The 25,525-nt window shown below is 67.0% G+C and carries 29 protein-coding genes; 9 read left to right on the forward strand and 20 right to left on the reverse strand.

The genetic code is table 11. The features are described from left to right. Positions 1–34: 34 nt before the first annotated feature. Positions 35–748: a type 1 glutamine amidotransferase gene (locus IEY28_RS16035; protein ID WP_189000073.1), complete on the forward strand. Its 714-nt coding sequence runs from the start codon at positions 35–37 to the stop codon at positions 746–748. Here IEY28_RS16035 and IEY28_RS16040 read toward each other — a convergent pair. The 5 genes from IEY28_RS16040 to IEY28_RS16060 all read right to left on the reverse strand — a co-directional run bounded on the left by IEY28_RS16040 (position 745) and on the right by IEY28_RS16060 (position 3,066). Beyond that, on the reverse strand, positions 745–1,236 hold the full coding sequence (locus IEY28_RS16040) for an HPP family protein (protein WP_229783170.1): 492 nt from the start codon (positions 1,234–1,236) through the stop codon (positions 745–747). The genes IEY28_RS16035 and IEY28_RS16040 overlap by 4 nt on opposite strands. Before the next feature lie 100 nt (positions 1,237–1,336). Continuing rightward, the gene (locus IEY28_RS16045; RefSeq protein WP_166967716.1) at positions 1,337–1,477 is read right to left on the reverse strand and encodes a hypothetical protein; all 141 of its coding nucleotides are present in this window, start codon (positions 1,475–1,477) and stop codon (positions 1,337–1,339) included. A 32-nt stretch (positions 1,478–1,509) separates the two neighbouring features. Further along, positions 1,510–1,977 carry a cupin domain-containing protein gene (locus IEY28_RS16050; RefSeq protein WP_189000076.1) on the reverse strand — a complete coding sequence of 156 codons (468 nt, stop codon included), beginning with the start codon at positions 1,975–1,977 and terminating at the stop codon, positions 1,510–1,512. Positions 1,978–2,073: 96 nt separating this feature from the next. Then, on the reverse strand, positions 2,074–2,238 hold the full coding sequence (locus IEY28_RS16055; protein ID WP_166967712.1) for a DUF6757 family protein: 165 nt from the start codon (positions 2,236–2,238) through the stop codon (positions 2,074–2,076). Between the two features lie 54 nt (positions 2,239–2,292). After that, positions 2,293–3,066 carry a PHP domain-containing protein gene (locus tag IEY28_RS16060; RefSeq protein ID WP_189000078.1) on the reverse strand — a complete coding sequence of 258 codons (774 nt, stop codon included), beginning with the start codon at positions 3,064–3,066 and terminating at the stop codon, positions 2,293–2,295. Positions 3,067–3,212: 146 nt separating this feature from the next. Here IEY28_RS16060 and IEY28_RS16065 point away from each other — a divergent pair, with 146 nt between their 5' ends. Further along, positions 3,213–3,500 (forward strand): DUF5789 family protein, encoded by a 288-nt coding sequence (locus IEY28_RS16065; protein WP_189000081.1) that lies wholly within the window; start codon positions 3,213–3,215, stop codon positions 3,498–3,500. A gap of 67 nt (positions 3,501–3,567) precedes the next feature. Here IEY28_RS16065 and IEY28_RS16070 read toward each other — a convergent pair whose 3' ends face one another. The 6 genes from IEY28_RS16070 to IEY28_RS16095 form a co-directional block, all read right to left on the reverse strand. Continuing rightward, positions 3,568–3,807, reverse strand: a complete 240-nt coding sequence (locus IEY28_RS16070) for a DUF7120 family protein (RefSeq protein WP_189000084.1) — start codon at positions 3,805–3,807, stop codon at positions 3,568–3,570. Positions 3,808–3,855: 48 nt separating this feature from the next. Then, entirely contained in the window at positions 3,856–4,266 is a 411-nt protein-coding gene (locus IEY28_RS16075; RefSeq protein WP_166967704.1) for a DUF8057 family protein, read from the reverse strand. Continuing rightward, positions 4,263–4,949: an RAD55 family ATPase gene (locus tag IEY28_RS16080; RefSeq protein WP_166967702.1), complete on the reverse strand. Its 687-nt coding sequence runs from the start codon at positions 4,947–4,949 to the stop codon at positions 4,263–4,265. The genes IEY28_RS16075 and IEY28_RS16080 overlap by 4 nt, the downstream gene beginning before the upstream one ends. Positions 4,950–5,022: 73 nt before the next feature. Continuing rightward, positions 5,023–5,730, reverse strand: coding sequence for an Nmad3 family putative nucleotide modification protein (locus IEY28_RS16085; protein ID WP_189000088.1), 708 nt, complete (start codon positions 5,728–5,730; stop codon positions 5,023–5,025). 30 nt (positions 5,731–5,760) lie between these two features. Further along, complete coding sequence (locus IEY28_RS16090; RefSeq protein ID WP_189000091.1) at positions 5,761–6,009, reverse strand: DUF7577 domain-containing protein; 249 nt, start codon at positions 6,007–6,009, stop codon at positions 5,761–5,763. A gap of 94 nt (positions 6,010–6,103) precedes the next feature. After that, entirely contained in the window at positions 6,104–7,006 is a 903-nt protein-coding gene (locus IEY28_RS16095) for an acyltransferase (protein WP_189000094.1), read from the reverse strand. Between the two features lie 192 nt (positions 7,007–7,198). On the opposite strand from IEY28_RS16095, the gene IEY28_RS16100 reads away from it, so the two are divergent. Further along, positions 7,199–8,212 carry a CPBP family intramembrane glutamic endopeptidase gene (locus IEY28_RS16100; protein WP_189000097.1) on the forward strand — a complete coding sequence of 338 codons (1,014 nt, stop codon included), beginning with the start codon at positions 7,199–7,201 and terminating at the stop codon, positions 8,210–8,212. Between the two features lie 73 nt (positions 8,213–8,285). Beyond that, the gene (locus IEY28_RS16105; RefSeq protein WP_189000100.1) at positions 8,286–9,338 is read left to right on the forward strand and encodes an aldo/keto reductase; all 1,053 of its coding nucleotides are present in this window, start codon (positions 8,286–8,288) and stop codon (positions 9,336–9,338) included. Positions 9,339–9,722: 384 nt separating this feature from the next. On the opposite strand, the gene radA is transcribed toward IEY28_RS16105, so the two are convergent. The 4 genes from radA to htpX form a co-directional block, all read right to left on the reverse strand. Continuing rightward, positions 9,723–10,769, reverse strand: coding sequence for a DNA repair and recombination protein RadA (radA, locus tag IEY28_RS16110; RefSeq protein WP_189000103.1), 1,047 nt, complete (start codon positions 10,767–10,769; stop codon positions 9,723–9,725). A gap of 151 nt (positions 10,770–10,920) precedes the next feature. Then, positions 10,921–11,361: a hypothetical protein gene (locus tag IEY28_RS16115; RefSeq protein WP_189000106.1), complete on the reverse strand. Its 441-nt coding sequence runs from the start codon at positions 11,359–11,361 to the stop codon at positions 10,921–10,923. 3 nt (positions 11,362–11,364) lie between these two features. Beyond that, complete coding sequence (gene pspAB / locus IEY28_RS16120) at positions 11,365–11,982, reverse strand: PspA-associated protein PspAB (RefSeq protein WP_189000108.1); 618 nt, start codon at positions 11,980–11,982, stop codon at positions 11,365–11,367. Positions 11,983–12,183: 201 nt separating this feature from the next. Continuing rightward, complete coding sequence (gene htpX, locus IEY28_RS16125) at positions 12,184–13,068, reverse strand: zinc metalloprotease HtpX (protein WP_189000112.1); 885 nt, start codon at positions 13,066–13,068, stop codon at positions 12,184–12,186. 123 nt (positions 13,069–13,191) lie between these two features. On the opposite strand from htpX, the gene IEY28_RS16130 reads away from it, so the two are divergent. Continuing rightward, on the forward strand, positions 13,192–14,085 hold the full coding sequence (locus tag IEY28_RS16130; protein WP_189000115.1) for an NAD-dependent epimerase/dehydratase family protein: 894 nt from the start codon (positions 13,192–13,194) through the stop codon (positions 14,083–14,085). Between the two features lies 1 nt (position 14,086). Here the strand turns inward: IEY28_RS16130 and IEY28_RS16135 are convergent, their stop codons facing one another. Next, complete coding sequence (locus IEY28_RS16135) at positions 14,087–16,123, reverse strand: thiol-activated cytolysin family protein (protein ID WP_189000118.1); 2,037 nt, start codon at positions 16,121–16,123, stop codon at positions 14,087–14,089. A gap of 136 nt (positions 16,124–16,259) precedes the next feature. Then, entirely contained in the window at positions 16,260–18,473 is a 2,214-nt protein-coding gene (locus IEY28_RS16140; protein WP_189000121.1) for a histidine kinase N-terminal 7TM domain-containing protein, read from the reverse strand. A gap of 151 nt (positions 18,474–18,624) precedes the next feature. Between IEY28_RS16140 and IEY28_RS16145 the strand changes: the two genes are divergently transcribed. From IEY28_RS16145 to IEY28_RS16155, 3 genes are read left to right on the forward strand one after another with little or no spacing between them, the layout of a single operon-like run. Next, positions 18,625–19,758 carry a 60S ribosomal export protein NMD3 gene (locus tag IEY28_RS16145; RefSeq protein WP_189000124.1) on the forward strand — a complete coding sequence of 378 codons (1,134 nt, stop codon included), beginning with the start codon at positions 18,625–18,627 and terminating at the stop codon, positions 19,756–19,758. Beyond that, positions 19,751–20,788 carry a class I SAM-dependent methyltransferase gene (locus IEY28_RS16150; protein WP_189000126.1) on the forward strand — a complete coding sequence of 346 codons (1,038 nt, stop codon included), beginning with the start codon at positions 19,751–19,753 and terminating at the stop codon, positions 20,786–20,788. Before IEY28_RS16145 ends, IEY28_RS16150 begins: the two co-directional genes overlap by 8 nt. 41 nt (positions 20,789–20,829) lie before the next feature. Beyond that, entirely contained in the window at positions 20,830–21,726 is an 897-nt protein-coding gene (locus tag IEY28_RS16155; RefSeq protein WP_189000129.1) for a flagellar hook protein FlgE, read from the forward strand. Here IEY28_RS16155 and IEY28_RS16160 read toward each other — a convergent pair. Both IEY28_RS16160 and IEY28_RS16165 read right to left on the reverse strand, forming a co-directional pair. Continuing rightward, positions 21,723–22,874 carry a tubulin/FtsZ family protein gene (locus tag IEY28_RS16160; protein WP_189000132.1) on the reverse strand — a complete coding sequence of 384 codons (1,152 nt, stop codon included), beginning with the start codon at positions 22,872–22,874 and terminating at the stop codon, positions 21,723–21,725. The genes IEY28_RS16155 and IEY28_RS16160 overlap by 4 nt on opposite strands. A gap of 175 nt (positions 22,875–23,049) precedes the next feature. Further along, positions 23,050–24,777: an ATP-dependent DNA helicase gene (locus tag IEY28_RS16165; protein ID WP_189000135.1), complete on the reverse strand. Its 1,728-nt coding sequence runs from the start codon at positions 24,775–24,777 to the stop codon at positions 23,050–23,052. Positions 24,778–24,945: 168 nt separating this feature from the next. Here IEY28_RS16165 and IEY28_RS16170 point away from each other — a divergent pair, with 168 nt between their 5' ends. Next, positions 24,946–25,140, forward strand: a complete 195-nt coding sequence (locus tag IEY28_RS16170; RefSeq protein ID WP_166967680.1) for a cold-shock protein — start codon at positions 24,946–24,948, stop codon at positions 25,138–25,140. 113 nt (positions 25,141–25,253) lie between these two features. On the opposite strand, the gene IEY28_RS16175 is transcribed toward IEY28_RS16170, so the two are convergent. Beyond that, positions 25,254–25,469 (reverse strand): DUF7561 family protein, encoded by a 216-nt coding sequence (locus IEY28_RS16175; protein WP_189000138.1) that lies wholly within the window; start codon positions 25,467–25,469, stop codon positions 25,254–25,256. Positions 25,470–25,525 lie beyond the last annotated feature (56 nt).

Raw genomic sequence — 25,525 nt, forward strand, 5'->3', positions numbered from 1 at the left:
GCATTTTTGGTTGTCCACCCGTTTTCTAGAGTCGATGAGTCTGCGCATCGCCCTGCTGAACGCGGCCCACGACGGCGAGGACAACCGCCGGAACTTCCGGCGGGAACTCGACGCCGACCTCGTGGAGTACGACGTGACCGAACGCGAACTACCCGACACCTTCGCGTTCGACGGCTGTCTGCTCACTGGCTCGCGGGCCTCCGTCTACTGGGACGAGCCGTGGATTGCCGACCTCGAAGCGTGGGTCGGCGAGGCCGTCGACCGAGGGCTGCCGTTCCTGGGCGTCTGTTTCGGCCACCAGTTGCTCGCCCACGCGCTGGGCGGCCGCGTCGAGGCGATGCCGGAGTACGAGATCGGCTACCGGACCGTCGAACACGACGGGGAGAACCCGCTGCTCTCGGGCGTCGACGACGAGTTCACCGTGTTCACGACCCACTCGGACCACGTCGCCGAGATTCCGCCGGGCGCTCAACTGTTCGCCGAGAACGACTACGGGGTCCACGGCTTCCGGAAGGGCGACGTGTTCGCGGTGCAGTTCCACCCAGAGTACGACCCGGTGACGGCGGAGACAGTGACGAAGGGGAAAGACCTCCCCGACGAGCGCATCCAGCGGGTGTTAGACGGTATCACCGAGGAGAACTACCGGGCGGCCTGTGAGGCCAAGCAGGTGTTCGACAACTTCACGGACTACGTCCGAACCCGGCGGACGGCGGAGGGCGACGCGGCCCGCGTCGCCAGCGACGACTAGCCCAGTCGGGTCAGCAGTGCCTGTTCTGTGACCAGTACGGCGACGGCGACGACGATGATACCGGCCTGTAGCGGCGAGGAGAGGATGCCGAGACCGACGATGAGCGTCGTCGCACAGGCCGGCGCGTGGCCGGTGTCGGTGAGGAGCATCCCCGCCGTGGTCAGCGCGACGGCGACGACGCCGCTTGCCGCCAGACGGAGCGTGCCGAGCGTCGCGGCTCCCATCGACGCGGTGATGACGACGCCGCCGGCGACGACGTGGTACGCGAGGAGACCGGCGAGGACGCCGACGGTATGGCCGCCCAGCACGCGACGAGCCGACGACTCCGGGGCGGCCGGCCGCGTCGCGAAGAGATACGCCGTCGGGCCGAGACTGGGAAAGAGGAACGGGAGGCCGCTGAGCCAGACGACGGCGCCCAGCGCCGACAGCAGCGCTCCGACCCGGATGCCCTGTCGGATCCACGCGCGGCGGGTGTACGGTTCGACCACGGTGGCCGTACGTCCCCGTGGCCGGACAAAACGGTGACGTTCCGCTACGGGCCGCTCGTTCGGCCGAGCGGCCCATCACGGCGGTGTCGCCGTACCGACGCTACCGCCGGAGAATCGCGATAGCCAGCGGGACGGCGACGAACAGCGTGACGAGCGCGAACACCGGTGAGAACACGGCGACGACGGTGACGAGCAACACGAGGGTAATCAGGGCGACGAGTTTCTGGCCGATGGAGAGCATCGGCCACAGCGTCGGCGGCCCGATACGTAAGTCTAGGTGAACCGGCCGGTCTGGGCGTCACACACTGTACAGAACGTCAGGAGCGCGTCGCGGTCGTCGCTCAGTGCGACGCGCTGTGTGGTCCGCTCACCGCAGTCCTCGCAGTGGCGGACCATCTCCGTCTCGCTCGCGTCTTTGGGCGCACCCATCGCCAGCGCGACGACGCGGTCCTCACCGTCGTTGCGTCCGAGTTGCCACTCGCCGGGCGCAAAGCGGATCGCCTCGCCGGCGTCGACGGTGACGTCACCGTCTTCTGTCTCGAAGGTGGCGGTTCCCGACTGGACGTAGAACACCTCCTCCTGCTCGGGGTGGCGGTGATACCCGAGTCCGAACGTCTCACCGGGCGCTAGCTCGTAGTAGTTCAGCGCGAGTTCCGTGGTCGAGAGCGCCGTCGAGAGGGCGCGCTTGACCGTCGCGGGCCCCATCCGGTCGTCGAGGGCGTCGAGACTGACCCGTTCCATGGTCGGGTCTGTGCGGGGAGGGATAAAACGTTGGTCCGGGCTGACCGTCCCCTCAAGGGGTCGACGCCGCCGGATCCGTACTGCGAGGGCGACTGCTTACTCCCGACGGTCGATGTCGAGTTCCTCGTCGAGTTCGTCGAGCCAGTCGGCGTTCTCGAGTTCGGCCATCTGCTCGCGGAAGTGCGTCTTGCAGACCCCGACTTTGACGCCGTCGCTCTCGACAGCGATGTCCGCGTCGCGGTCGCAGTAGTGACACTGCATACGACAGACTTGGGACTGTACCGCATTGAACCCTCGGTTTCCGTCTGCCAGCCGTCAGACGATTTCGGCCCGGACGCGCTCCCACGCCGCCGCGTCGAGGCCGGCCCGCCCCAGCGTCTCGTCGTGGGCGTCGCTCCCCCCGGTCGGGACGAGGTCGTACCGTGCGATGGCGTTCTCGACGAGTTCGGTGTCGACGGCCCGGTCGTAGGGGTACCACCGCTCGACGGCGTCGAGGCGAGCACAGCGGGCTAACGCGCCCTCGGTGTCCGGATACCGGAACGGGTGGGCGAGGCCCACGAGCCCACAGGCCGCCGCGAGCAGCCGCCGTCCGCGTTCGAACGAGGGGACCTCGCGGGCGACGTAACACGGACAGTCGTCGCCGATGAGTTCCTCGAAGGCCTCCTGATAGCCGTACTCGGAGACGTCGGCGATGGCCCGTGCGATGTGCGGGCGACCCAGCCCCGCACGGGGTTCGACCGGGAGCGAGACGTCGAGGCGGTCCTCGACGCACTCGACGATACGCATACCGCGTTCGCGGCGGTTCTGCTGGATGCGGTCACACTCCTCGCGGAGTTCCGCGGTCGGATCGAGACCGTATCCCAGCAGGTCCAGTCGCTGGTCGTCGGCCTCGACGCGGAGTTCGATGCCGTGGACGACGGTGAGGGCGTCCCGGGTCGTCAGTGGGCCATCGAGGGACGGATGGACCCGGTCGTGGTCGGTGACGGCGACGACGTCGACGCCGGCGCGGTCGGCGGCGTCGGGGAGCGTCGAGAGAGTGAGCGACCCGTCGGAACGTGTCGTGTGGACGTGGAGATCCGCGACGACCATACGGCCCGGTCCGGCGCCAGCGACAAGCCACTTCCTACCGAGTCGTGAGTCGTGTGAGCGTTTCTCGCGTGTACCTTAAACGCACTAAGGTGTATTAACATTATCAATAGTGAAGGTTTATTATCTACCATGCACTTTTCCGTCGTATGCGAATGATGTCCAACGCGGCAGAGGCGTTCGAAGCGTACGACTACCCCATGACCACCGAAGAACTCATCGAGGCCGAAGGCGACATGACACTGGAGTTGCCAAACGGCACCGAGACGCTGCGCGACGCGCTCAGTCGTTCGGCGCCGGAGACGTTCGAGACGGCCGAAGACGCGCGACTGACGGCGTACGCGGGCGTCTCCAGTAAGGCCATCGGCCGGAAAGGCTACTCGGACCGCGACCCCGTCTGCATGGGCGAAGACGGCCCCGAAGAAGTCTCGTTCTGAAGGCACACCGCCCAGTCAACCCCAGCTCAACCGTTTTCGCGCGATCACCGCCGAGCGACAGCGGCGTTCAGAAGCCGAACTCGTCGTCGTCCCGCAAGGCGGGGTCCTGCTGTTCGGCCGCCGTCTGGCCGAACATGTCGTCGTCCATCTCCGTCTCGGACTCCTCGGTCGTCGTGTTGTACGCCGAGATGCCTCGGGAGAGGAGGTCTTCGACGGCCTGATCGCGGTTGAGGAACTCGCCCTGTTCGACGAGACGCTGGATATCGGAGTCGACCTGATCCGGTAACTCGACTTTGATTTTGCTCATACGCGGCGGCTTGTCCGGTCTGGCTTATAACCTTGTTGGGGACGTGCGCTACCGCTCCAGAAAGTCCGGCCGGTCGACGGCCTCGGTGCTGTCGACGGACTGCCGGTCGAGCAGTTCCGTCGGTTCCAGCGCCTTCGGGAGGCCGTCGCGGCCGCCCGTCGGCACGTCGTCGGGTTCGACGAACGTCGTCTCGCCTTCGACCAGTTCGGCCCAGACGGCGTCGGCGCTGTCGGTGCCGCTCTCGGCGGCCGCCTTGGCCTCGTTGCGGCCCTCGTCGTACGCGAGTTCGACCATGCTCCGGTGGTACGCCGACCCCATCTCGGCGTAGATGGCCTCCAGTTCCTCTCGGTTGTACTCACCGAGACGTTCGGCGACGCCGATGGCGTAGGCCCTATCGGTGGCCTCGTCCTTGCCGAGCGTGTCCCAGTCGGCGTCGAACTCGCGCTCGTAACGGCTCATGTCTCGACCTTCGTGTCGGCGTGGACCTGCAACCCGCGGTCGCTGAACGATATCTCGCGGATGTCACAGTCGATGGCCGTCCCGCGCATCTTGATGACCTGCACGCCGCGAGTCATGCTCCCGCCTTCGAGGAAGTTGTGGAAGAAGACGACCCCGTGGGCGAGGTAGTGTTCGTCGCTGTAGGAAGACGGGTCGGTCATCTCGGAGATGAGCAGCGTCGTCGCCTCGGTCTGTTTCAGCGCCGAGAGGAAGCCGGTAATCTCGCTGTCGACGTCGTTCATGAAGTGCTGGAGGAGCATCGTCGAGTCGATGACCACCCGCTGGATGTCGTTCTGCTCGATGTAGGCGACCAGTCGGTTGGTCAGGCCGCCGTCGGTGCCGAACTGCGTGATGGTCCGTTTACCGCTCTCGGTGACGAGGTTGAGAAACTGAACGGCGTCGGACTGCATGGCCCGGTCGAAGCCGAAGTCGTAGCCGGACATGTCCTGCATCAGTTCCGTTTTCGTCTCGTGCATCGTCACGTAGAGACAGCTTTCGCCCTCTTTGGCCCCCTGTGTGATGAACTGCGAGCAGAAGGTCGTCTTGCCGCTGCCCGGCGGCCCGCTGACGACGTACAGGCGGTCGGTGAGCAACCCCCCCTGTACGAGTTCGTCGAAGCCGGGCACACCGCTAGAGATACGCATACCACCAGCATGCGCGCGTCTGGACATATGTCTTGGTACTCCGTTTTCACCGGTGATAACTCCCTCGCCGCACTCACCGCTCGACAGCGCCCGGGTCGCGGTCGGCGAGGTCCAGCAACGTCTCCGTCCCCGACTCGTCGAACCGCATCGGCCGGCGCCACCACGGCCCCTTCCCCGAGTCGGAGGAGCGCTCGGTCACCAGCCAGTTGGCGTCCGTCCCGCCGGTCGATTCCGACAGCGGCACCACCGTCTCGTAGAGCCGAGATTCGTCGGGGTCCCCGAGGACGAGGACGCGGGCGTCGAACTCGGCGCGTTTCACGTGGGCGTTCGAGGCGAAGACGGCCCGGTCGTCGTCGGCCATCGAGCGGTACTGCTCGCCGGTGACGGCGTCCCGGGCGAGTCGGAAGTGCCCGACGACGAAGGCACCCCACGACGGCGGCGCCCAGTCAGGTACCTCGTCGGTGGTCGACAGCGTGGCGTAGAAAAAGAGGTAGTCGCCGGCCGAGAGCTCCGAGAGCGGCCCGGCCTTCACGCCGTGTTCGTCGCCGTAGGTGTAGCGCTCGCCGCCGGCCTCGGGAAACTCGGGGTCGAAGTGGACCGGCCAGTCGGCGACGCCGCTGACGTCGGTCGCCAAATCGAGGTCGGCGTAGGTCGGCACCGGGTCGGCGGTCGGTTTCGACTCCGGAATCGGGACGTACTCGAACCCGCCGTCGGGATAGCACGGGCCGCGAAAGCCGGGTTCGTTGGTGTTGGCCGCGACGTTGATGGCGACGCTCCGCATAGCCGGACGTCGCTGTGGGCGGACAAAGGGCTACCGGAGCGACTCGGTACAGGACCGGCAGTACCGGACCATCCGGTGGGCCTCGTTGACCGTCCCGCAGTGGTCACAGGGGACGACGCCCTGTACGTCGGTGCCCGGCGACCCGTGACCGCCGTGGCGGTCAACGCGTCCCTCGGTGGTCTCGGGCGAGGGGTCGCTCCGCCGGAAGTACCGGTAGAGCAGGACCTGTAGCAGTCCGAATCCGACGACGTACGCGGTGAGCCACACCCAAGTGTCCATGGGCGTTCTCTGTCGAACTGCTACTTCGGTGTTCGGGCCACAGTTTCAGGTGTGATACTGTCAGCGACGCCCGTCCGCCGAAGAAGGCGGGAGCTCAGCGGTCCGGCGGCGTGAGGTCGCGCTGGAACTCGTCGAACGGGTCGATGTCGTCGGGGAGGTCGTAGTCGAGTCGTCGCTCGTCGCGGCGGTCGTCGTTCGCGTCTTCGAGCGGGTCGGCCACCGACTCCCACCCGTCCTTGATGGCGATGGACTTCGCGGGGGTGCCGGCGGCGATGTGGTGTGCGGGGATGTCGCTGCCAGCGATGGATTTGGCGGCGAGGATGGCGTTCTCGCCGACGCGGACGCCGGCCCGGACCATCGAGTCGTAGGTCAGGCGCACGTCGTCCTCGATGACGGTGTGGAAGTTGTCGACGTGCGTCTGGTCGACGACGTCGTGGTCGTGGCTGTAGATGTGGGTGTCGTCGGAGATGGAGACCCGGTCGCCGATGGTGAGTTTCCCGCGGTCGTCTAAGTGGACGTCGTCGTGGACGACGACGTTGTCGCCGACCTCGATGTTGTGGCCGTAGGTAAACGAGATGCCCTTGAAAAATCGGCAGTTCTCTCCGCAGGACTCGAAGAGGTGGTCGGCCAGCATCCGGCGAAAACGAAGCGCGAACTCGACGTTGTCGGCCATCGGCGTCGCGTCGAACTGGCGCCAGAGCCACTGGAGGTGTTTCGAGCGTTTGAACCGCTCTTCGTCTTTCTCGGCGTAATACTCGCTCTCCAGCGTGGTGTTACACGGGTCGTACCCCTGCAGACGGACCCGTTCTGCAGGTGAGACGTCCTCGCCGGACTGCCAGCGTTCGTAGGCGTCCCGGTCCCCGTGAAGGTCGATAAGGACGTCAGTGACCACGTCGCAGGTGTCCTCCTCGCCCGAGAGTCGTTCGTCGACTTCGTCGATGAACGCTCTGAGTCCCTCCTCGGCGAGCGGTGGTAACGACACGTGGCGCTTGGTCATACGGCGTCGAACGGCGTGGCCGGCAATAGGGGTTTCCTTACCGGTCGGTGACGGGGAGACACCGACGTCAGCAGCGGCCGACCGGGCCGCCAGTGTCGCCGTGGGCCACCGTTCGATGGCCGTCGCGTGAGGGTCGCGCCGTCGTCCGGTCGGGAGCCAACAGTATAAACCGCCGCCGGCCGACGCCCCGACATGGTCAGGTCGGACTTCATCATGGAAGTACGCGGGTACCTCATCAATCCCGCGGAGCGACGGTTGCGCACGCCGTGGCGGCTCATCGTCTGGGTGTTTCTCGCGGGCTTTGTCGGCATCGTCCTCGGCGCCCTCTTCGGAGTCGTTCCCGCTCCGGAGCGCGCGACCGGACTCACACCGGCCCTCTACGCCATCGCCGAGCAGACGTGGGGCTTTCTCGCGCTCTCGGTCGGTGGTCTCGGCATCGGCTACCTGCTGGACCGCCGGACGCTGGCCGACTACGGTCTCGACCCGGACCGCCAGTGGTGGCGCGACGCCGGGTTCGGCCTCGCGCTCGGGTTCGGCCTCCCGACGCTCGCACTGGCCGGACAGGTCGCCGTCGGATTCACCACCGTTACGGGCGTCCTGTCGACGAGCCCCACCGATAGCTTCGTGTTCGGGACCACTGGCGCGCTGGTTCGACTCGCACTGCTCGTCCCCTTCTTCGTCGTGCAAGCCTCCACAGAGGAGATCATCGTGCGGGGCTACCTCCTGACGAACCTCGCCGAAGGGCTGGCGGGCACGCTCGGGAAGTGGCGTGCGGTCGTCGCCGCCACCGCCGCGACGGGCGCGCTGTTTGGCCTCCTCCACTTTGCCAACCCCAGCGCCTCACTTCTCAGCACGGTGAACATCACGCTCTACGGAATCCTGCTGGGCGCGTGCTACGTCCTCACCGGCCGTCTCGCAATCGCCTGTGGCTTTCACGTCGCGTGGAACTACACCCTCTCGCTGTGGGACTTCCCAGTCAGCGGCCTCGACACCGGCGCCGCGCTTTTGAGTACCGAATCGACCGGCCCGGCCGTCGTGACCGGTGGTCGGTTCGGTATCGAAGGCGGTCTCGTTGCCCTCCCACTGCTCGTCGTCGGGACGGCGGCGCTGGCGTGGTGGGTCCACAGAGAGTACGGCGAAGTCGAGATACTGGAGGCCATCGCCACGCCGGACCTCCGGATTCGGACGCGCTCGATAGACTCGTAGTGTACGCGAGCGTCGACTTCGCTGTCGGTGGTGAACCACGACGGATAAGTGCGGAGCCCCCCAACACGTCACTATGAAGTACGATACCCTCGGGAATTCGGGCGTCGAAGTCTCGGAAGTCGGCTTCGGTGCCTGGGTCGTCGGCACGGACTGGTGGGGCGACCGGACGCGCGAGGACGCCATCGAGATGGTCCAACACGCCGTCGACCGGGGCGTCACGTTCGTGGACACGGGCGACGTCTACGGCCACGGCGACAGCGAGGAACTCGTCGGCGAGGCGCTTTCTGAGGTGCGCGAGGAAGTGACCGTCTCTACGAAGGTCGGCTACGACTTCTACAACAACCCGCAGGCGGGCCACGGCGAACTGCCGAAGAAGGTCACGCCGGAGTGGATTCGCACGGCCCTCGACCGCTCGCTCGACCGCCTCGACATGGACCACGTCGAGGTGCTGATGCTCCACAACGCCAACGTCGACGAGGTGGACGAAGACGTCCTGGAGACGCTCGACGAACTCCGCGAGGAGGGGAAAGTCGACGCCATCGGGTGGGCGCTGGGCCCCTCCATCGGCTGGCTGGCCGAGGGCGACGCGGCCGTCGCCGAGGAGTTCGACGTCCTCCAGACCGTGTTCAACCTCTTCGAGCAGACGCCGGGTCGGCACTTCGTGGACACCATCCGCGAACAGGACGCAGACACCTCCATCGTCGCGCGCGTCCCGCACTCCTCGGGCCTGCTGAACGAGCAGGTCACCCCCGAGACGGAACTGGGCGAGGGCGACCACCGCGCGCACCGACCGACCGAGTGGTACGAGACCGGGTGGGAGAAGGTCGAGTCCATCCGTTTCCTCGAACGGGACGGCGAGCGAACGATGGGACAGGCCGCCATCCAGTGGCTTCTCGCCCACGACGAGGTCGCCTCCGTGACGCCGACGTTCCGCACCACCGACGACATCGACGAGTGGGCCGCCGCCCCCGACACACCGCCGCTCAGCGACGCGGAGTTCGAGCGGGTACAGGACCTGTACGCCGACAACTTCGGCATCGACCGCGACGACGGGATGGACGCCCTGCGCTCCTCGGTGGGCGGCGAGGACCTGAAAGACACCGGCATGAAATCGGCCGGCGACTGACGGCGGTATCGACGACGGGACGACCGACGACCACCTTTTGCCGGCGCTGGCGACAGACGGCGACGCGCGAACGTCCCAGAATCTGCAGATGATAGCCTAACCCCCGATGACGTGTGGAATCGCGCCGTCGTCGTGTGGTTTTCTCTCACAACCCCTCGGTTTCGACAGGAGATGTGTCGCCCTCTGGTGGTTCTCCGTTCCTCAGTTCACTTTCACTCCGGTGCGTCTGACGCCCGACAGACGCCGGACGTGAGCGGGTTCGAGGTGAAACGAAGGGGTCGCGGGGACACGCCACATAGTTCGGACGAGCGACACGTCGCCGTCCCGGCGCAACCACTAGACGGTGAGAAATAGGAGAGACAGCGTGGGAAAGACGGAGCCGCGTTACTCGTTCATCAGGCCGCCTTCCTCGACGCGCATGACGCCCTCGCCGTCGGGCAGGTTCGGCGCGTCGACGAGTTTGACGATGCGCTTATCGCCCTTCGACTTCCGGAGGTAGATCCGGAAGGTGGAGGTGTGGCCGAGGATGTTGCCGCCGATGGGCTGGGTCGGGTCACCGAAGAAGGAGTCCGGGTTCGAGGCGACCTGATTCGTGACGACGACGGCGGTGTTGTTCAGGTCGCCGACGCGCATCAAGTCGTGGAGGTGTTTGTTGAGTTTCTGCTGGCGTTCTGCGAGTTCGCCGCGGCCGACGTACTCGGCGCGGAAGTGCGCGGTGAGCGAGTCGACGGCGAGCAGGCGGACCGGGAACTCTTCCTCTTGGGTCTCGCTGGCTATCTCCTGGGCCTTCTCCGCGAGCAGAATCTGGTGGTTAGAGTTGAACGCCTTCGCGACGTGAATCTTGTCGAGGACCGACTCGACGAGAGCGTCGAACATCGCCTCGTCGGTGGCGTCGGCCTCGCCCTCCTCGGCGACGCCGTGGAGTTCCATCGTGTCCTCGAGTACCTCGTCGTCCTGCCCTTCGACCATCTGCTCGATACGCTCGGGGCGGAACGTGTCCTCGGAGTCGATGAAGATGGCGCTTCCCTCCAGCCCGCCGTGTTCGGCGGGCAGTTGGACGTTGACGGCTAGCTGGTGGGTCACCTGCGACTTGCCGGCCCCGAACTCACCGTACACCTCGGTGATGGACTGGGTCTCGACGCCGCCGCCTAAGAGGTCGTCGACCTCGTCGACGCCCCACGTGAGCTTCCCGATCTGTTCGCGCCGTTCGAGGACCGTCGCACCGGTCTCGAACCCACCGATGTCGGCGGCGTCACGGGCGGCGTTGATGATGTCGGCGGCCGAGGACTCACCGATGTCGGCCGTGTTCGACAGTTCCCCGGGAGAGGCGACGGCGATCCCCTGATAGGAGTCGAAACCGTTCTCTTTGAGTTTCTCTGCTGTGGCCGGACCGACGCCCGGCAGGTCTTCGAGGTCCTCGCTTGCGGACATGGATACGAGTTTTGCCCGGTGGCATATAAACCCCCGTTAACACCGGAGTGAAAGTGAAACTGTGGGAGGGCGGCAGGACAGGGAAGAGCGGTATCGGGACGTTTAGAAGGGAAGGGGGCAACCGGCCGGTAGTGACGCGGCGGCGACGGTGTCAGAGACGCCCGCTCCCGATGTAGACCAACGCGAGACCACCGACGACGATGAGTGCGCCGGCCTGTAGCCCGGACAGCGAGAGCGCGCCCCGTCCGAACTCGCCGGCGAGCAAGAGTGCGAGGGCGGCCGTCGACAGGAGCGGGCGTTCCGCGAGCGTCTGGACGAAGGCCCGCGTCGACCAGTAGAGGCCGTCGAGCGACGAGCGGACAACGGTCGTCGGGGAGCGGTTCCCGTCCGGGTTCTCGGTCGCCTCGAACCCCGAGAGGTCGGCGGTCGGGACGGTGACCACCTCGCCCGTGTGCCGCCGGCGGCCGCCGGCGTCCGCCACGCGCAGGAGCGTTACGCCGTCGTCGTCGGTGCCGACGACGCGGTAGACGCCGTCGGGGTAGTCGGCCCCGCTCGGTCGGTAGTGGTCGTAGACGGCGGGGGTGTCAGCCACGCGCTACTCCCACGGGTGGTCCCCGGCGCGGTCGGGCCAGAGCGGGTACCAGAACTCCTTGTCCCCTTCGACGGTGAGTTCGCCGTCTAAGTTGCTCTCTAACTTGAACTCCGCCGTCGTGTTGCGCTCGTGGTCGTGGTCGGGGTCCGGCGCGAACGGGTAGTACGCCCCCCGGCGGAAGGAGTACACCCAGTAGACGGGGTCGCCGGTGCGCTCGTCTTCGAAGCCAAAGAGGGCGGCCAGCAGCCGAGACCCGTAGCGTCGTTCGATGAGCGTGTCGGCGGCGAAGTGGATGGAGGTCACGAGATCCTCGAAGTCGTCGTCGTGGAGGACCACCCACTGGTAGCCGTGGGCGTCCTCCGTGAACTCCGCGACGGTGCCCGTCTCGGCCTCCCCGGCTTCGAGGATGGTCTCGACCTCGTCTTTGGCGTCCTGAAAGTCCGTGCTGTCCACGTCACCGAAACAGAGGGCGGCGTCGCCGGTGGGCGTATAGCCGAGGTCGGCCTCCATCGTGATGAACGCCGTCGACATCCCGAAGAGGTCCTCGGGGTCGGCGTCGCGAGTGGCGTCGGCCTCGGCCTTCACGCCGAGGACGCTCTTGAGTCCGTCCAGCAATCCCATACCCGTACGTGGTCGGCGGGGGATAAGGCGGTTTTCGTGCTAGCAGCGTTGTGAGTCGAGGATGGCATCGGGAACGAGGAGTCTCTGAACGGCCAGAAAGCCCCGGTACGTGGAACGTCCGTCGAGGTGGGACTGGAAGAGGCCGAGCGTTCCGGCTGTAACTAGCGGTAACAGCGCTATAGAAAGCGCCAGTACGTATTTCTAGCGACCCTCTAGTTCGCGTTCCATGTCCCGGAGGCGGTCGATGCGCTTCTCGGTCGGGGGGTGGGTGCTAAAGAGGCGACCGATCCAGCCGATGCGGATGGGGACGATGAAGAACGCGTTCATCTCCGACTGGCCGCGCAGGTCGTCTTTTGGCACCTTCTCCATGCCGCTGTCTATCTTCATCAGCGCCGTCGCCAGCGCCGAGGGCTTGCCGGTGATAGACGCCCCGCCGCGGTCGGCGGCGAACTCGCGGTACCGGGAGAGCGCCCGAATCAGGAGGAACGACACTATCCACACCACCAGCGAGGCGAGGATGGCGACGAACACCGGGGCCTGTTGCTGGCCGCCGCGGTCGCGGCCGCCGGTAAACAGCCACCCCCAGCGGACGATGAGGAAGGCGATGGTCGAGAGGAACGACGCGATGGTCATCACCATCACGTCCCGGTTCTTGACGTGGGCGAGTTCGTGGGCGACGACGCCCTCCAGTTCCTCGTCGTCGAGCATGCGCATCAGCCCGGTCGTCACGCAGACGGCCGCGCTCTTCTTCGAGCGGCCGGTCGCGAAGGCGTTGGGGGTGCGCGAGTCCGCGACGGCCACCTTCGGTTTGGGAAGGTCGGCCTGCTGGGAGAGGCGGTCGACCATCCGGTGGAGTTCGGGGTACTCGTCGGGGTCGACCTCGCGAGCCCCCATCGAGTACAGCGCGAGCTTGTCACTGAAGAAGAACTGAGCGCCGAGGAACAGCGCCATCACGAGGACGATGGGGAGCAGTCGGTCCCCGAAGTACAGCGTGAGGAGGCCCAAGAAGACGATGTAGAGCCCGAACAGCAGGAACATCGTCAGGGCCATCCGCCCTCGGAGTCCCCAGTCGGTTTGCCACTGCATGTCCGGGGGTATGCGACGAACGGTCTAAAACCCCGCCATCGTGCGTTCATCTGTCATGGGGCGTCGGGGAGCGGCGTTTGCAGGCGCCCGTGTACCTATGTGTCGTCACCGACAACGGAAGCCATGACCGAGACAGTCGTCGTCACCGGCGGGCGCGGCCGCTCCGGACGCTGGATTTGCGACCACCTCGCGGGCGAGTACCACGTCGTCTGCGTCGATTTGGACCACCCGGGCTGGGAAGTCACCGAGCGAGAGCACGTCGAGTTCAAAGCCGTCGACGTGACCGACGGCGCGGAGGTCCGTGACCTCCTCTCGGAGTACGACCCCGCAGCCGTCGTCCACTGGGCTGCGATTCCGGCCCCCGAGCGCCACGCCGGGACCCGCGTCTTCGATACGAACGTCTCTGGGGCGTACAACGTCCTCGACGCGGCGGGCCGGGCCGGTGCCGATATCGTCTGGGCATCCTCGGAAAGCGCGTACGGCCTCGCGTTCGCCGAGGAGACGCCGCTGCCCGCCTATCTGCCGATAGACGAGGACCACCCGATGGCCCCCGAGGACCCTTACGGCACCTCGAAGGTGGCCGGCGAGGAGATAGCGAAGATGGTCGTCCGGCGCGACGGCGTCGACGTGGCTTCGGTACGACCCTCGTGGATTCAGTACCCCGGCGAGTATTCGTGTCGGGACGTGGCCGAGGGCGACCTCGCCGGCGGGATGGGCAACTGCTGGTCCTACGTCGACGTGCGGGACGTAGCCTCGCTGGTCGCAGCAGCGCTAGACGCCGACCTCGGGGGCCACGAGGCGTTTCACGCGGCCGCCGCCGACAACTACGTCGGCCGACCGACCGCCGACCTCGTCGAGGAACACTGGGGCGACGTCCCCGAGCGGTGCGAACTGGACGGCGAGCAGTCGGCGCTCTCGACGGCGAAGGCACGGGGACTGCTAGAGTGGGAACCGGCCCACACGTGGCGCGAGGCGGCCGACGCCGACGTGCCGGAACCGAGTCTGGTAGGCGAGTAACTCAGAGCGGCACGGGCGAGATGTCAAAGGCGAGTTCGATTTCGCTGTTGCGGTCGTTCCAGCGCTCTCTGAACTTCCCCTTCTCTCGGCCCGCGCGGTCCGGGTCGCTCGGGGCCTCGTTGAGGAACCACTTGACGGCCTTCTTGTTGCCGAACTCGTCGCCGGAGGTGGGGTCGCGTTCGTGCGGAACCGCGGTCACTTGGATATAGGTCCGCGAGTTGTCGAGGTCGTGGGCGTCGTCGAACTCGATGGTGGCGTCGACGCCGAGGTCCTTGCGACTGCCCTGCGTGACGTTGATGTTCGAGGACTTCGAGCGGTGCCAGACGCGGCCGTCGCTGCGACCGCCCTTCGGTTCGATGCGGTCGTCGATGCCCACGACTTGGCTCCCCTTCGGGACGGGCCAGGCGACGACGTACACGTCGCCGTACAGTTCCTCCTCGTTGCCGGGGTCGTTCTCCTCGATGACGCCCAGCGACATGTTGTGGACCCGGTAGCCCCGCGTCGTCGGCCGACAGTTGCGCTCGGTGTAGGAGGTCGTGAGATAGGTGTTCGCCGTGTCGAGATTACTGAGGTACTTCGTCTGGTAGGCGATGGGGACCCCCGGAGAGGTCTTCGGGTCGTAGGTCGCGCCCGCTTGGATGAAGTTCCGGATGGCCTCGAACGCGCCTTCGCCCGGTTTGCTCACCGTCTGTGCGCCCTGTTGGGCGGCCCCGCCGAGCACTTGGACGTTGATTTGCGTGTCGCGCAGGACCTGCTTGTGTTTGATGTCGAGCGACGCCGTCGCGCGCCCCGACCCGGCGTTCAGCGCGACGTTGAGGGCGTTCTCGATGTCGGTTCGCTCGTACTTCGATTCGGCCGAGAAAAGCAGGAGGCGGCCGTAGGAGACGTTCTTGACGACCACGTCGTTCGGCTTGAGGTACGTCGCTTGGTCGGAGACGACGCCGTTGGCGATGGGGTTGGGCAGCGAGACGTCGACGCTGTAGTACTGCTGGTAGAACTGCGCGAATATCTTGTTCGTCTCGGACTCCGTCGAGAAGTCGAACTCGTTGTCGACCTGCAGTTTCAGGCTGTCGTAGTGCGCCCCCAGCGTCACGTCCAGTTGCTTCGAGGAGTGAATCTGGTGGATGCTGAAGTTCATCTTCGCGGGGGTGTTCGCGTTCCGGTCGTACTGCCCGAGGATGTCGTCGAGCGCGGTCCGGAACGACCCCAGCGAAGGGGTCTGGAGTTGTCGGGTGTTCTGCCCGTCGATGTTGCGAAGCGAGATGGAGAGTTCGAGCGGGTTCCGTATCTGACTGGCCGGAACACCGTTGCGCCGCGTCGAGGAGAGCGCGGGCGAGAACTGCCCGCGGGCGATGCTCTCGGCTTCGAGTATCGCGCCCGGCCAGATGGTCCCGATTTGCGGGTCCAGCAGGAAGTTCGTCCCGCTCCCCGAGGTGACCTGTCGGCGCTGCGTCGTACAGATCATGTCGCCGTTGCGCTCGGTGTTCGTCCCGCCGAGCGCGGTGTTCTCGGCCTTGTTCGTCTCCGGGGTCACGGTCACGGAGAGGTCACCGCCCTCCTCGACGCTCGATGGCTCGCCGAGCGTCGAATCGGTCGTGTTGACGAGCGTCGGGTCGAGGACGATGTCGGGCGAGAGAATGGGGTCGTCCGGGATGAAGATGGGGTCGTCCGAAATCGTCACCGTCTCCACCGGTTCGGGCGTACTGACACACGACCCCGTCATCACGCACGGGTCGGGCGTCAGCGGTTGGAGGTCGGTCTGGTTCGTGGTCGGCGTCGCCGTCGGCACCGCAGTCGGTGTACTGGTCGGCACCGCAGTCGGCGAGGCCGTGGGCGTCGGCGTCGTCGTCCGCGTACTGGGCTGTCTGGTCGTCGTCACCGGCGTCGGCGAGGGCGTCGCGGCCCCGCTGCTATCGCTACCACCGCTGTCGCCATCGGTCGACGCCCCGAAGTCGCCGAAGGGGGTCGAGATGGTACAGCCCGCGAGGCCGCCCGCAGAAACCGCGGCCGCAGTCGCCAAGAGTCGTCGTCTGCTCATCGTTGGCTCGTCGTCTGTCATATCTCGATACCCACATGGTGAACTGCTGGCTACTACGTTGGCACTACGTATGTAGGGAGTGGCGATAGAGCGGCACAAAACCGACAGAGACAGCCGTAAACGCCCTATTTCGAGATCAGTCGTCTGCGCGTCGGTCGCCGTCGAAGAGGTCCGTGAGCAGTCTGGCTTCGGCCTTGCGGAGGTGGCCGTGGAGCGTCGGCGCGGAGATGTCCAGCGTCGACGCGACTTCCTCGGCCGTCGACCCGCGGGGCCAGTCGAAGTACCCGGCGCGGTAGGCCGTCTCCAGCACCTCCTGTTGGCGGTCGGTGAGTTCGCCGACGGTTCCCCGGGAGATGCCGTCGGGCCGACCGACGGGCCGGTCGCGGGTTCGCTTCGAGACGAGGCGCGTCTCGGGGAACGCCGCTTTGACCTCCTCGACGAGACTCCGAACGTCGGCGTCGGGGGCCACCTCGGCGACGGCCGTCGTGACCCTGTCCTCGACGGTCACGGAGACGACCTGCGCGCCGCTGTCGACGAGCGTCCCGACCAGCGTCCCGTCGGGGACCGCCCACTCGACGAGTCCCCCCTCGTCTTCGCGAATCGTCCGAATCCGGTCGGAGTGGGTCGCCGTCAGCGCGTCCTCGTCGGGGACCTCCCCTGACGCCACCCGGAGGTACGCGAGGTGGCCGTCGACGGCGTTCGGGACGATACCGGTCAGTTCGAGGGAACACTCCGTCTCCGCGGCCAGTTCGAGGAGCGTCCCGTCGGTGTCGCGGCTGGCGAACTCCAGTTCGACGACCGATTCCGCGCTGAGGAGGCGGCGCGTCTCGACGGCGTTGCTGGCGTGGCCGATGAGTTCGCCGAGTTCCGCGAGCACCTCGCGCTCCCGGTCGGGGATTGCCGTCGAATCGCCGTCGCTCGATTCCGCCGAGCGGAGGGCGAGGACGCCGTACACCGTCGGGCCGTACACCAGCGGAACCACCGTCCACGTCCCCCGCTGGTCGTCCGGGTCGACGACGACCGGAGTCGCCGCTGCCCGAGACTCGGCCGGGACGGCGCTCGCGATGTCCGCCGGAAGCGCCGACGGGTCGGCGTCGGCCCCGGCGATAGTCCATCCCGCTCCCTCCCCCTGTAACGTCGATAGGTCGGCCGCACACGCCGTCCGGTAGATGCCGTCTTCGGTGAGACGTTCGCACACCGCCCGGCGAATCTCCGACCGACTGGTGGCGGTGACGAGCGCCCGGTGGACGCCCCGAATCGCCGCGTTGAGGCTGTCGAGTCGTTCGAGTTCCTCGCGCTGGGTTTCGAGGCGGCGCTCCCGGTTTTTCCGGGTCGTGATGTCTTGGATGACGAGCGTGTGGCCGGTCAGTCGCCCGTGTCGGTCGTGAATCGGCGACGTGCGTATCTCGTAGACGTTGCCGTCGAGTCCCAGTTCCGCGAGGGCGTCCTCGGTGTCGAAGTCGATGGCCGACTCGTCGACGAGCGAGCGGACCGGTTGGCCGAGCGCCGCCGACGAGGAACAGTCGAACAAGTCGGCCGCCGTCGGGTTGAGGTACAGCACTCGCCGGGTGGTGTCGACGATGACGACGCCGTCTTCGAGGTGGTGGATGACCGCGCTCCGACCGAGTTGTCTGGTCGCCGGGACCAAGTCGAACAGTCGGTGGCGAAACAGCGCGTGGCCGAAGGCGAACCCGGAGACGACGAAGGAGTAGGGCGTGAGGTCGAGGAGGGGCCGTCCGATCTGTACCACCGGGAGCACCGACAGCGCGCTGGCGAGAATCGGGACGGTGACACCGACGACGAGCAGGATGGCCTGGTCGGCGTAGAGGTGGTCCGAGAACCACACCAGACGGAGGAGCAGGAAGCCGCCCGTGGTGATAAGGACGTAGGTAAAGACCGTGAACACCCAGAACCACGGGCCGAACGACTGGTCGAAGATAGCGAGGCCGCTGACGACGACGAGCGTGTTGTCCGTCCACATGAGGTGGTGCCACGGGTTCGTCCACGCCAGCGCGGCGGTGACGACCGGAACCACCGAGAGCGCGGCCACGGTCCGTCGGTCAATCAGTTCGTCGTGGCCCGTGTACTCGAGGGCGAACAGCATCCAGAGTACCGGAATCGCGGCCGTGCCGGTCCACTGGACGTACTCCCAGAGCAGTCGCGCGCCGAGGTCGGCGGTCAGCAGGCCGACGAGGTGTGCGCCCGCATACAGCGTAAACGCTGCCACCAGCCCCGAGAACGCGCGGGCACCGTGTTCGGCCCGGTTCCGCCACGCGTAGCCGGTCAGCGCCGTCGTCGTCAGGACCGACAGGGCGAGCAACAGCACGTGCGCGACGGTGGCGAGCGTCACGACTCGGCGCACCCTCGTAGCCGATACCGGACCCGACCCCGATATCCCATTGACAGCACGTTCTACGGCCCGGTTCTTAACCTACCCGCTCACAGTCAGGTCGACTCCGAGAACACACGGTTTAAACACGACAGCGGCCTAGCGGCGCACAATGAGCCGGTCTGGAGCCTTCTGCCCGCGCTGCGGGGACGAGATGGCGGCACACCCCGAGGACCGCCCGGACCTTCCGGGCGCACAGCGGGACTCCGAGCGCGTGCTGTGTGACGCCTGCTACTTCGAGGAGTTCGACCTCGTGGACGCCCCCGAGAAGATACAGGTCCGCGTCTGCTCGCAGTGTGGCGCGGTCCACAAGGGGAACCGCTGGGTGGACGTCGGCGCCGAGGACTACACGGATATCGCCGTCGAACAGGTCAGTGAGGCGCTGGGCATCCACGTCGACGCCCAGTCCATCGCGTGGCAGGTCGCCCCCGAACAGGTCGACAAGAACAACATCCGGATGCACGCCGAGTTCTCCGGCGTCGTCCGCGAGACGCCCGTCACCGAGGAGGTCGTCGTCCCCGTCAGCATCTCTCGACAGACCTGCGAGCGCTGTGGGAAGATAGCCGGGGGTTCCTTCGCCAGCGTCGTACAGGTGCGGGCCGACGAACGCGACCCGACCGAGGAGGAGATCGAGCGGGCGAAGACCACCGCCGAGGAGTACGTCGCCGACCGCGAGGAGACCGGCGACCGCAACGCGTTCATCACCGAGACGAAGGAGGTCCCGGAGGGACTGAACATGAAGATATCGACGAACCAGATGGGACTGGGCATCGCCAAGCGCATCACCGCCCAGTTGGGCGGGACGTACTCGGACTCGAAACGCCTCATCACCGAGGACGAGGACGGCCAGAAGCTCTACCGGATGACCTACGCCGTCCGCCTGCCCCGCTACCAGCAGGGCGAGATTATCGACCCCGAGGACGGCGGCGGCCCAGTCCTCGTCCGCTCCATACAGGGGAACCTGAAGGGCGTCCGACTGGCGACCGGCGACCACTACGAGGCCAGTTTCGAGGCGGGCGAGGCCCCCGACGGCGAGCGGTTGGGCTTCCGCGAGGACGGCCAGACGACGACGCTCGTCGCCGTCGAGGACGAGAACGCCGTACAGGTACTCGACCCGGACACCTTCCAGAGCGTGACGATTCCGCGACCGGACTATCTGGACACCGGCGCCGACGAACTGACCGTGTTCAAGAGCGCCGCCGGCCTGCACGTCCTGCCCGAGAACGGGACCGGCGACGATGCCTGAAGACGACGCCGACCGCGACCAGCGTCTCGCCGTCGTCGTGGCGAAACCGCGCGCCCAGACCGTCATCGACGCGCTGACCGACGAGGGCGTCTACGACGCCGACCGGAGCGTCCGCTCGTGGGACGACGACGGCGTCGCCGTCCCCGTGACCGCTCCGCCGCAAACGGTCGACGTTCGCGAAATCGTCCAGCAGGTCGGCGAGCCACGCCTGCGGACCCTCGAAGACCACCTCCGGCAGCGGGGGTGGACCGACGACGAACTCGACGCCGCCCCGTCCTCGTGGGCCGTCGTCGGGTCGGTCGTCCTCGTCGACGTGGGCGACGCCCCACGTCCCGAAGAGGTCGGACAGGCGTTGCTCGCCCTCCACGGCGAGGCCGACACGGTGCTCGACCGGGGCGGCATCTCCGGGGACCACCGCGAACCGAACGTCACCGTCGTCGCCGGGGAGGGCGACACCGAGACGGTCCACACCGAACACGGCACCCAGTACGGACTGGACCTCGCCGAGGTCATGTTCTCGCCGGGGAACAAGACCGAGCGAGCGCGGATGGGCGACGCAGTCGAAGCGGGCGAGCGCGTCCTCGATATGTTCGCCGGCATCGGCTACTTCACGCTCCCGATGGCCCGCGCTGGCGCGAGCGTCACGGCCGTCGAGCGCAACCCGACGGCGTTCCGGTATCTGGTCGAGAACGTGATGCAAAACGGCGTCGACCGGAACGTCCAGCCGTATCGAGCGGACTGTCGCGACGTGGTGCCGGAGTTCGCGAGGGAGGCCCGCGCCGACCGCGTGCTGATGGGCTACTACGAGGCCCACGAGTACCTCGACAGCGCGCTCGACGCGCTGGCCTCCGGCGGCGTTCTCCACATGCACGAGGCGACGCCCGAAGCGCTCGTCTTCGAGCGCCCTATCGAGCGCCTGGAGGCCGCCGCGGACGACGCCGGCCGGTCGGTCGAGGTGCTCGACACCCGACGCGTGAAGGGGTACAGCGAGGGGGTCGCCCACGTCGTCGTCGACGCCCGGATCGAGTAACCGACCACAAACTATTCACCAACCGTCCGACAGGTCCCCGTATGCGACGCCGCCAGTTCCTCGCCGCCGTCGCCGTCGGCGCGACCCTCCCCCTCGCTGGCTGTTCGGACCCCCGTGGGTCCATCCGCCTGACCGACGTGAGCGACGACGCCGCACTCGCCGACCGGTGGGCGATTCCCACCGGCGACCTCGCCGACTCGTACCGTGACCTCACTGTCGGCGCCATCGAGGACGACGCCGAGCGAGCGACGGTGACCGACACGCACCCGCCGTTCGACCCGACGTGGCCCATCGCGTACGAGGGGTCGTACTACGCCGTCGACTCCGAGGCGACGAACGAGCGGACCCGGACGCAGTACGGCGTCGAGTCGACGTTCGACCCGGACCCGCCACCCGAGCGGACGGTCGCATACGCCGACCTCCCCGCCGTCGACCGGGAGAAACTCGACCGCATCTTCGACTCCGACACGGCGCGGGACCCGGGCGAGACGCTCGGCGTCGGCGTGCGCTACACGGACGCCGAGGCCGCCGAGTCGGTCGTCGTCCCCGAACCCGAGTACGACGGCGTCACCCGGGACGGGGCGACGTTCGGGGTCGCCGTCCGCGACAGCCGAGAGGTGACTGTCGCCGACTACCGCTACCGCGCCGAGTTGCTGGCCCGAGACGCGACCGGGTTGGCCGCCATCGCCCGCGAGCGGTTCCGGTTCTCGTTCGACGGCCTCTCGGCGGACCAGCGAGCCATCCTCGACGACGCCAAGAACGGCGAGGCCGAGTCCGAGGACCCGCCGTCGGAAGCGTTCACGGCGCTCGTCGAGCGGTTCCGCGCCCACGACGACGTGGCCGTCGAAGTGTCCGAGTACAGCGGGACGTGGCTCCTCGCCTACGACGGCGCGGACTGGTGGGCCGAGGTCCGGTATCCGGAGGAGATGCGGGGTTAGAAGAGCGGTTCGAGGTCGCCATCGGTGACCGACAGCAGGTCCGCGAGCTTCGTCTCCGAGCGATCGCTCAACTCGCGCATCGACTGCTGGGTCTCGATGGCGATGCCCTGCAGTTCCTTGACGCGCGGGACGTCGCTGACCCCCGAGAGGACCACCGCGGCGGCCACCTCGTCGGCGTCCGGGACCGGGAAGTCCCCACCCCGGACCTCCATCGTCCCCGTCGCCTCCTCCAGCCAGTTGCGGGCCTTCTCGACGCCCTGCCGGCTCAGTAGCTCCGGCGGCCCGGCGACGACGACGAGTGCGCGCTCGGCGCTCGTTATCTCGCAGGGCAGCGAGAGGCGCCCCAGCGTGGCCTGCCGGACCGTCGAGAGGATGCGTGGCGTCGCGTCGGAGGCGTCGGCGGCCTTCTTGCCGCCGAAGAACCCGCGCTTGCGCTCGACGGGCGAGGCCGCGTAACCGAACGAAGAGACACCGCCACAGGCGAGTGTGTTGATTATCTCGCTGGCGTCGACCACCTGCTCGGGGACCGCGCGGCCGTCGGTCTCGCCGGCGGCGAGGAGGACGCCGAAGCGGCGAGCGAGTTGCTCGTTGGCCCGCGCGAACCCGCTGGCGAGACTGTCCCCGGCGCCGCTCATCGTCTCGTTGTCGTAGACGACGAGGTTGTCCACCTCGCGGACGAAGGTCGTGAACGACCGGGCGGCGTTGAGCACGTAGATGCCGCCCTCGTCCTTCGCGGGGAGCAGTCCCAGCCCGTAGACCGGTTCCTCGTACCGCCGGCCGAGTTCCTTCGCGAGGTACGGCGCGACGCCGGACCCGGTGCCGCCGCCGAGGCCGGCGACGAGCATGAACGCGTCCACCTCGTGGGTCGGGATGTCGGCGACGGCGTCCAGCACCTCCTCGCTGTCGGCTTGGGCGATTTCGGCCCCCAGTTCGTTGTCGGCGCCGACGCCGTGGCCCTTCACGCGGTCGGTGCCGATGAGCAAGCGGTTGCCGACGGGGACCCGTTGGAGGCCCAGCAGGTCCGCTTTGGCGGTGTTGACCGCCAGCGCGTCGACGACGACGTCGCTGTCCGTCCGGTCGGCGTACTCCAGAAAGGCGTCCGTGACCTTGCCACCAGCCTGACCGACCCCGATGAGTGCGAGACGCATGCCTGATTGTACGGTAGGGTCGCCTTAACAGTATGCCCGCGCCCGTGGCCCGTCGTAACGCCTAATTAGCCGTCAGCCGAACGGCGTGTATGGACAGACAACAGGTGATGGCGGTCTTTCTGGCCTTCCTGATGGTCGGGTCGGCCGTCGTCTACGGACTCGCGTTCGCGTTCTTCTAGTCCCACACGTCCGAGAGGGGGTGACTGCCGCCGCCCGACCGCGAGCGAGAGCGGTCGTGCCGGCGTTTCGCGCTCGCACTGACGCCCGAAAGCGCCCGGTCCGGCGCGAAGTCGGGCAACTCCGGTTCGGACATCCGCACCACCTGTTCGTCGAACCAGTCGGGCATGTCGTGACGGGCGCGTTCGAACAGGTCCAGGAGCGACGTGTCGGCGAGGTAGGTCGCGCCGTAGTCGTCAGGCGCCCGCACGACGCGCCCGCAGGCCTGAATCACCGTTCTGAGTGCCGTCCGGTAGTACCACCCCCACTGGCCGTCCTCCAGTCGCCGGGCGACCCGCGAGTCCCGCGTGTTCGGGTAGGGGGCCTTACAGAGGACCTGCCAGCGACACAACTCGCCCTCCAGATCCAGCGCCTCCTCCATCTTCACCGAGAGGAACACGTCGGGGTTGTCGCTCCGTTTCCACGCCGACAGCGCGCCGTCCCGGTCTGCCTTGTCGTGGCTTCGGACTCGGGGGCCGACGCCGAACTCGGTCAGCAGGTCGTCCAACTGCTCCTGTATCGCGTAGGAGTGGCAGTGAATCAGGCCCTTCTCGTCGGGGTGCTGGGCCATGATGCGGACGATTTTCCGGGCCACCTTCGGCAGGGTGTCGTCGCGGTGGTCGTAGGTCATCTTCCCCTGCGTGACGTCGTACAGCGGGCGGTTCTCGACGGGGAAGGTGTGGCCCACCTCGACGAGGGCGACGTCGTCGGGGTCCAACCCGACGTTGGCACAGAAGGCGTCCTTGTTCAGAATCGTCGCCGAGAGGAGGGCGAACTTGTTGCCCCGGTCCCAGACGGTGTGTTTCAGGTACCGCTCGGGGTTCATCGGCTTGATGGTGACCGGTGCGCCCTCGCCGTCGGCTTGATCGACCACCCACGTCGTCGCGCTCTCGGGGTCGCGGTAGTCCTCCTGGAACCACGAGAGGTCGCTCCGGAGCTTGTTCAGCGAGTCGCGTTCTGCCACCTCGTCGGGGGTGAGTTCGGCGTTGCCCCGCAGTTCCTTCACGCGGCGCTCGGTGAGGTGTTCGAGACGTTCGGCGAAGGCGACGGCCTCGTCCAGTCCGTCGAGGGTCGGCACGTCTAGGTCCGACCACATCGGGATGGTCTCCGGCGAGAGGTCGATGGTGGCGTACATCTCCGCCCACTCGCCCAGGCCGTGGGCCTCGTCGACGACGACCACGTCCCGTTTCCCGAACACGTCGCTGCCGGCCGTCTGCATGAAGTACGCGAGCGTCATCGCGGCGATGCGGCGGTTCGAGGCGATAGCGCGGTCCGAGAAGTACGGACAGCGGTGCTTGACCTGACAGTCGAACTCGCGTTCGCGCACGCAGGGGGCCTGATTGACCGGCGTGTCCGTCTCCCCGGGGAGGATGCAGTCGTAGTTGTTCTTCCCGCGGATGACACAGAGGTCCTCTAACAGGTCGTCCTCGGCCACGTCGTCGAGTTGGGACACCTGCGGCGTCGTGTAGTAGGCGTCGACCACCTGTTCGGCGCTCGCCTCCCCCGCGGTGCGGGCACACCCGGCGATGGCCCGGGCGAGCAGGGACTTGCCGCTCCCCGTCGGCGCGCGTACGAGGACGACGTCCTTCCCGCTCTCGAAGGCCGTGCGAATGTCCGAGAGGGCCTGCTTCTGGTTACCGCGGTAGCTCGGAGCGGGGAACTCGTCGTGGATCCGCGCCGGGTACACGCGAGAAGGCAACGCACCGGTGGGGGTAAACCTTTCTTGTCAGGCGCCGGCGGCGACGGGCGGCGGGTCCCGCCCCATCGACGGAGTGGTGCGTGTTCACACCCACACGGTCGTGGTAGTGGTACCCTCGGAAGTCTTATACATATACCCCCTGTATGTTTGTTTGCAATGGCAAACGGTAAGGTTGATTTCTTCAACGACACAGGCGGTTACGGTTTCATCTCGACTGAGGACGCGGACGAGGACGTTTTCTTCCACATGGAAGACGTTGGCGGCCCGGACCTCGAAGAAGGCGAGGAGATCGAATTCGACATCGAACAGGCCGACAAGGGCCCCCGCGCGACGAACGTCGTCCGCAACTAACGCAGATTTCCGGTCGCGTTAGCGACCACGTCTGACGCGTTTTATCGAACACTCCATCCAGAGCGGCAGCGTCGCGCCGCCGACGACAACGACCGACAGCGAGCGACGGCGACTTACGACTCCTCTGTGAGCGCCGCCACGTCCTCGGCAGTCACCTCGGCGTCGTCCGGAAGCCGGTCGATACAGTCGTAACAGAGGAAGTGTTCGGTGCCGTCGCCGAGTTCGAGGACGATACCCTCGGTCGGTCTGCTCTCCTGTGTCCAGATGTTGGCGATACCGCCACCTATCGAGACGCGGTCGCCACAGCCGTCACAGGGCTGTGATGCCATAGGTTCGCTACCGAGGACGGCGGTAAGGACCTTTTCTTTTTGCTGCGCGGTATCGA

Origin of the sequence: Haloarcula pellucida, assembly GCF_014647235.1 — an archaeon.
Lineage (GTDB): Archaea > Halobacteriota > Halobacteria > Halobacteriales > Haloarculaceae > Haloarcula > Haloarcula pellucida.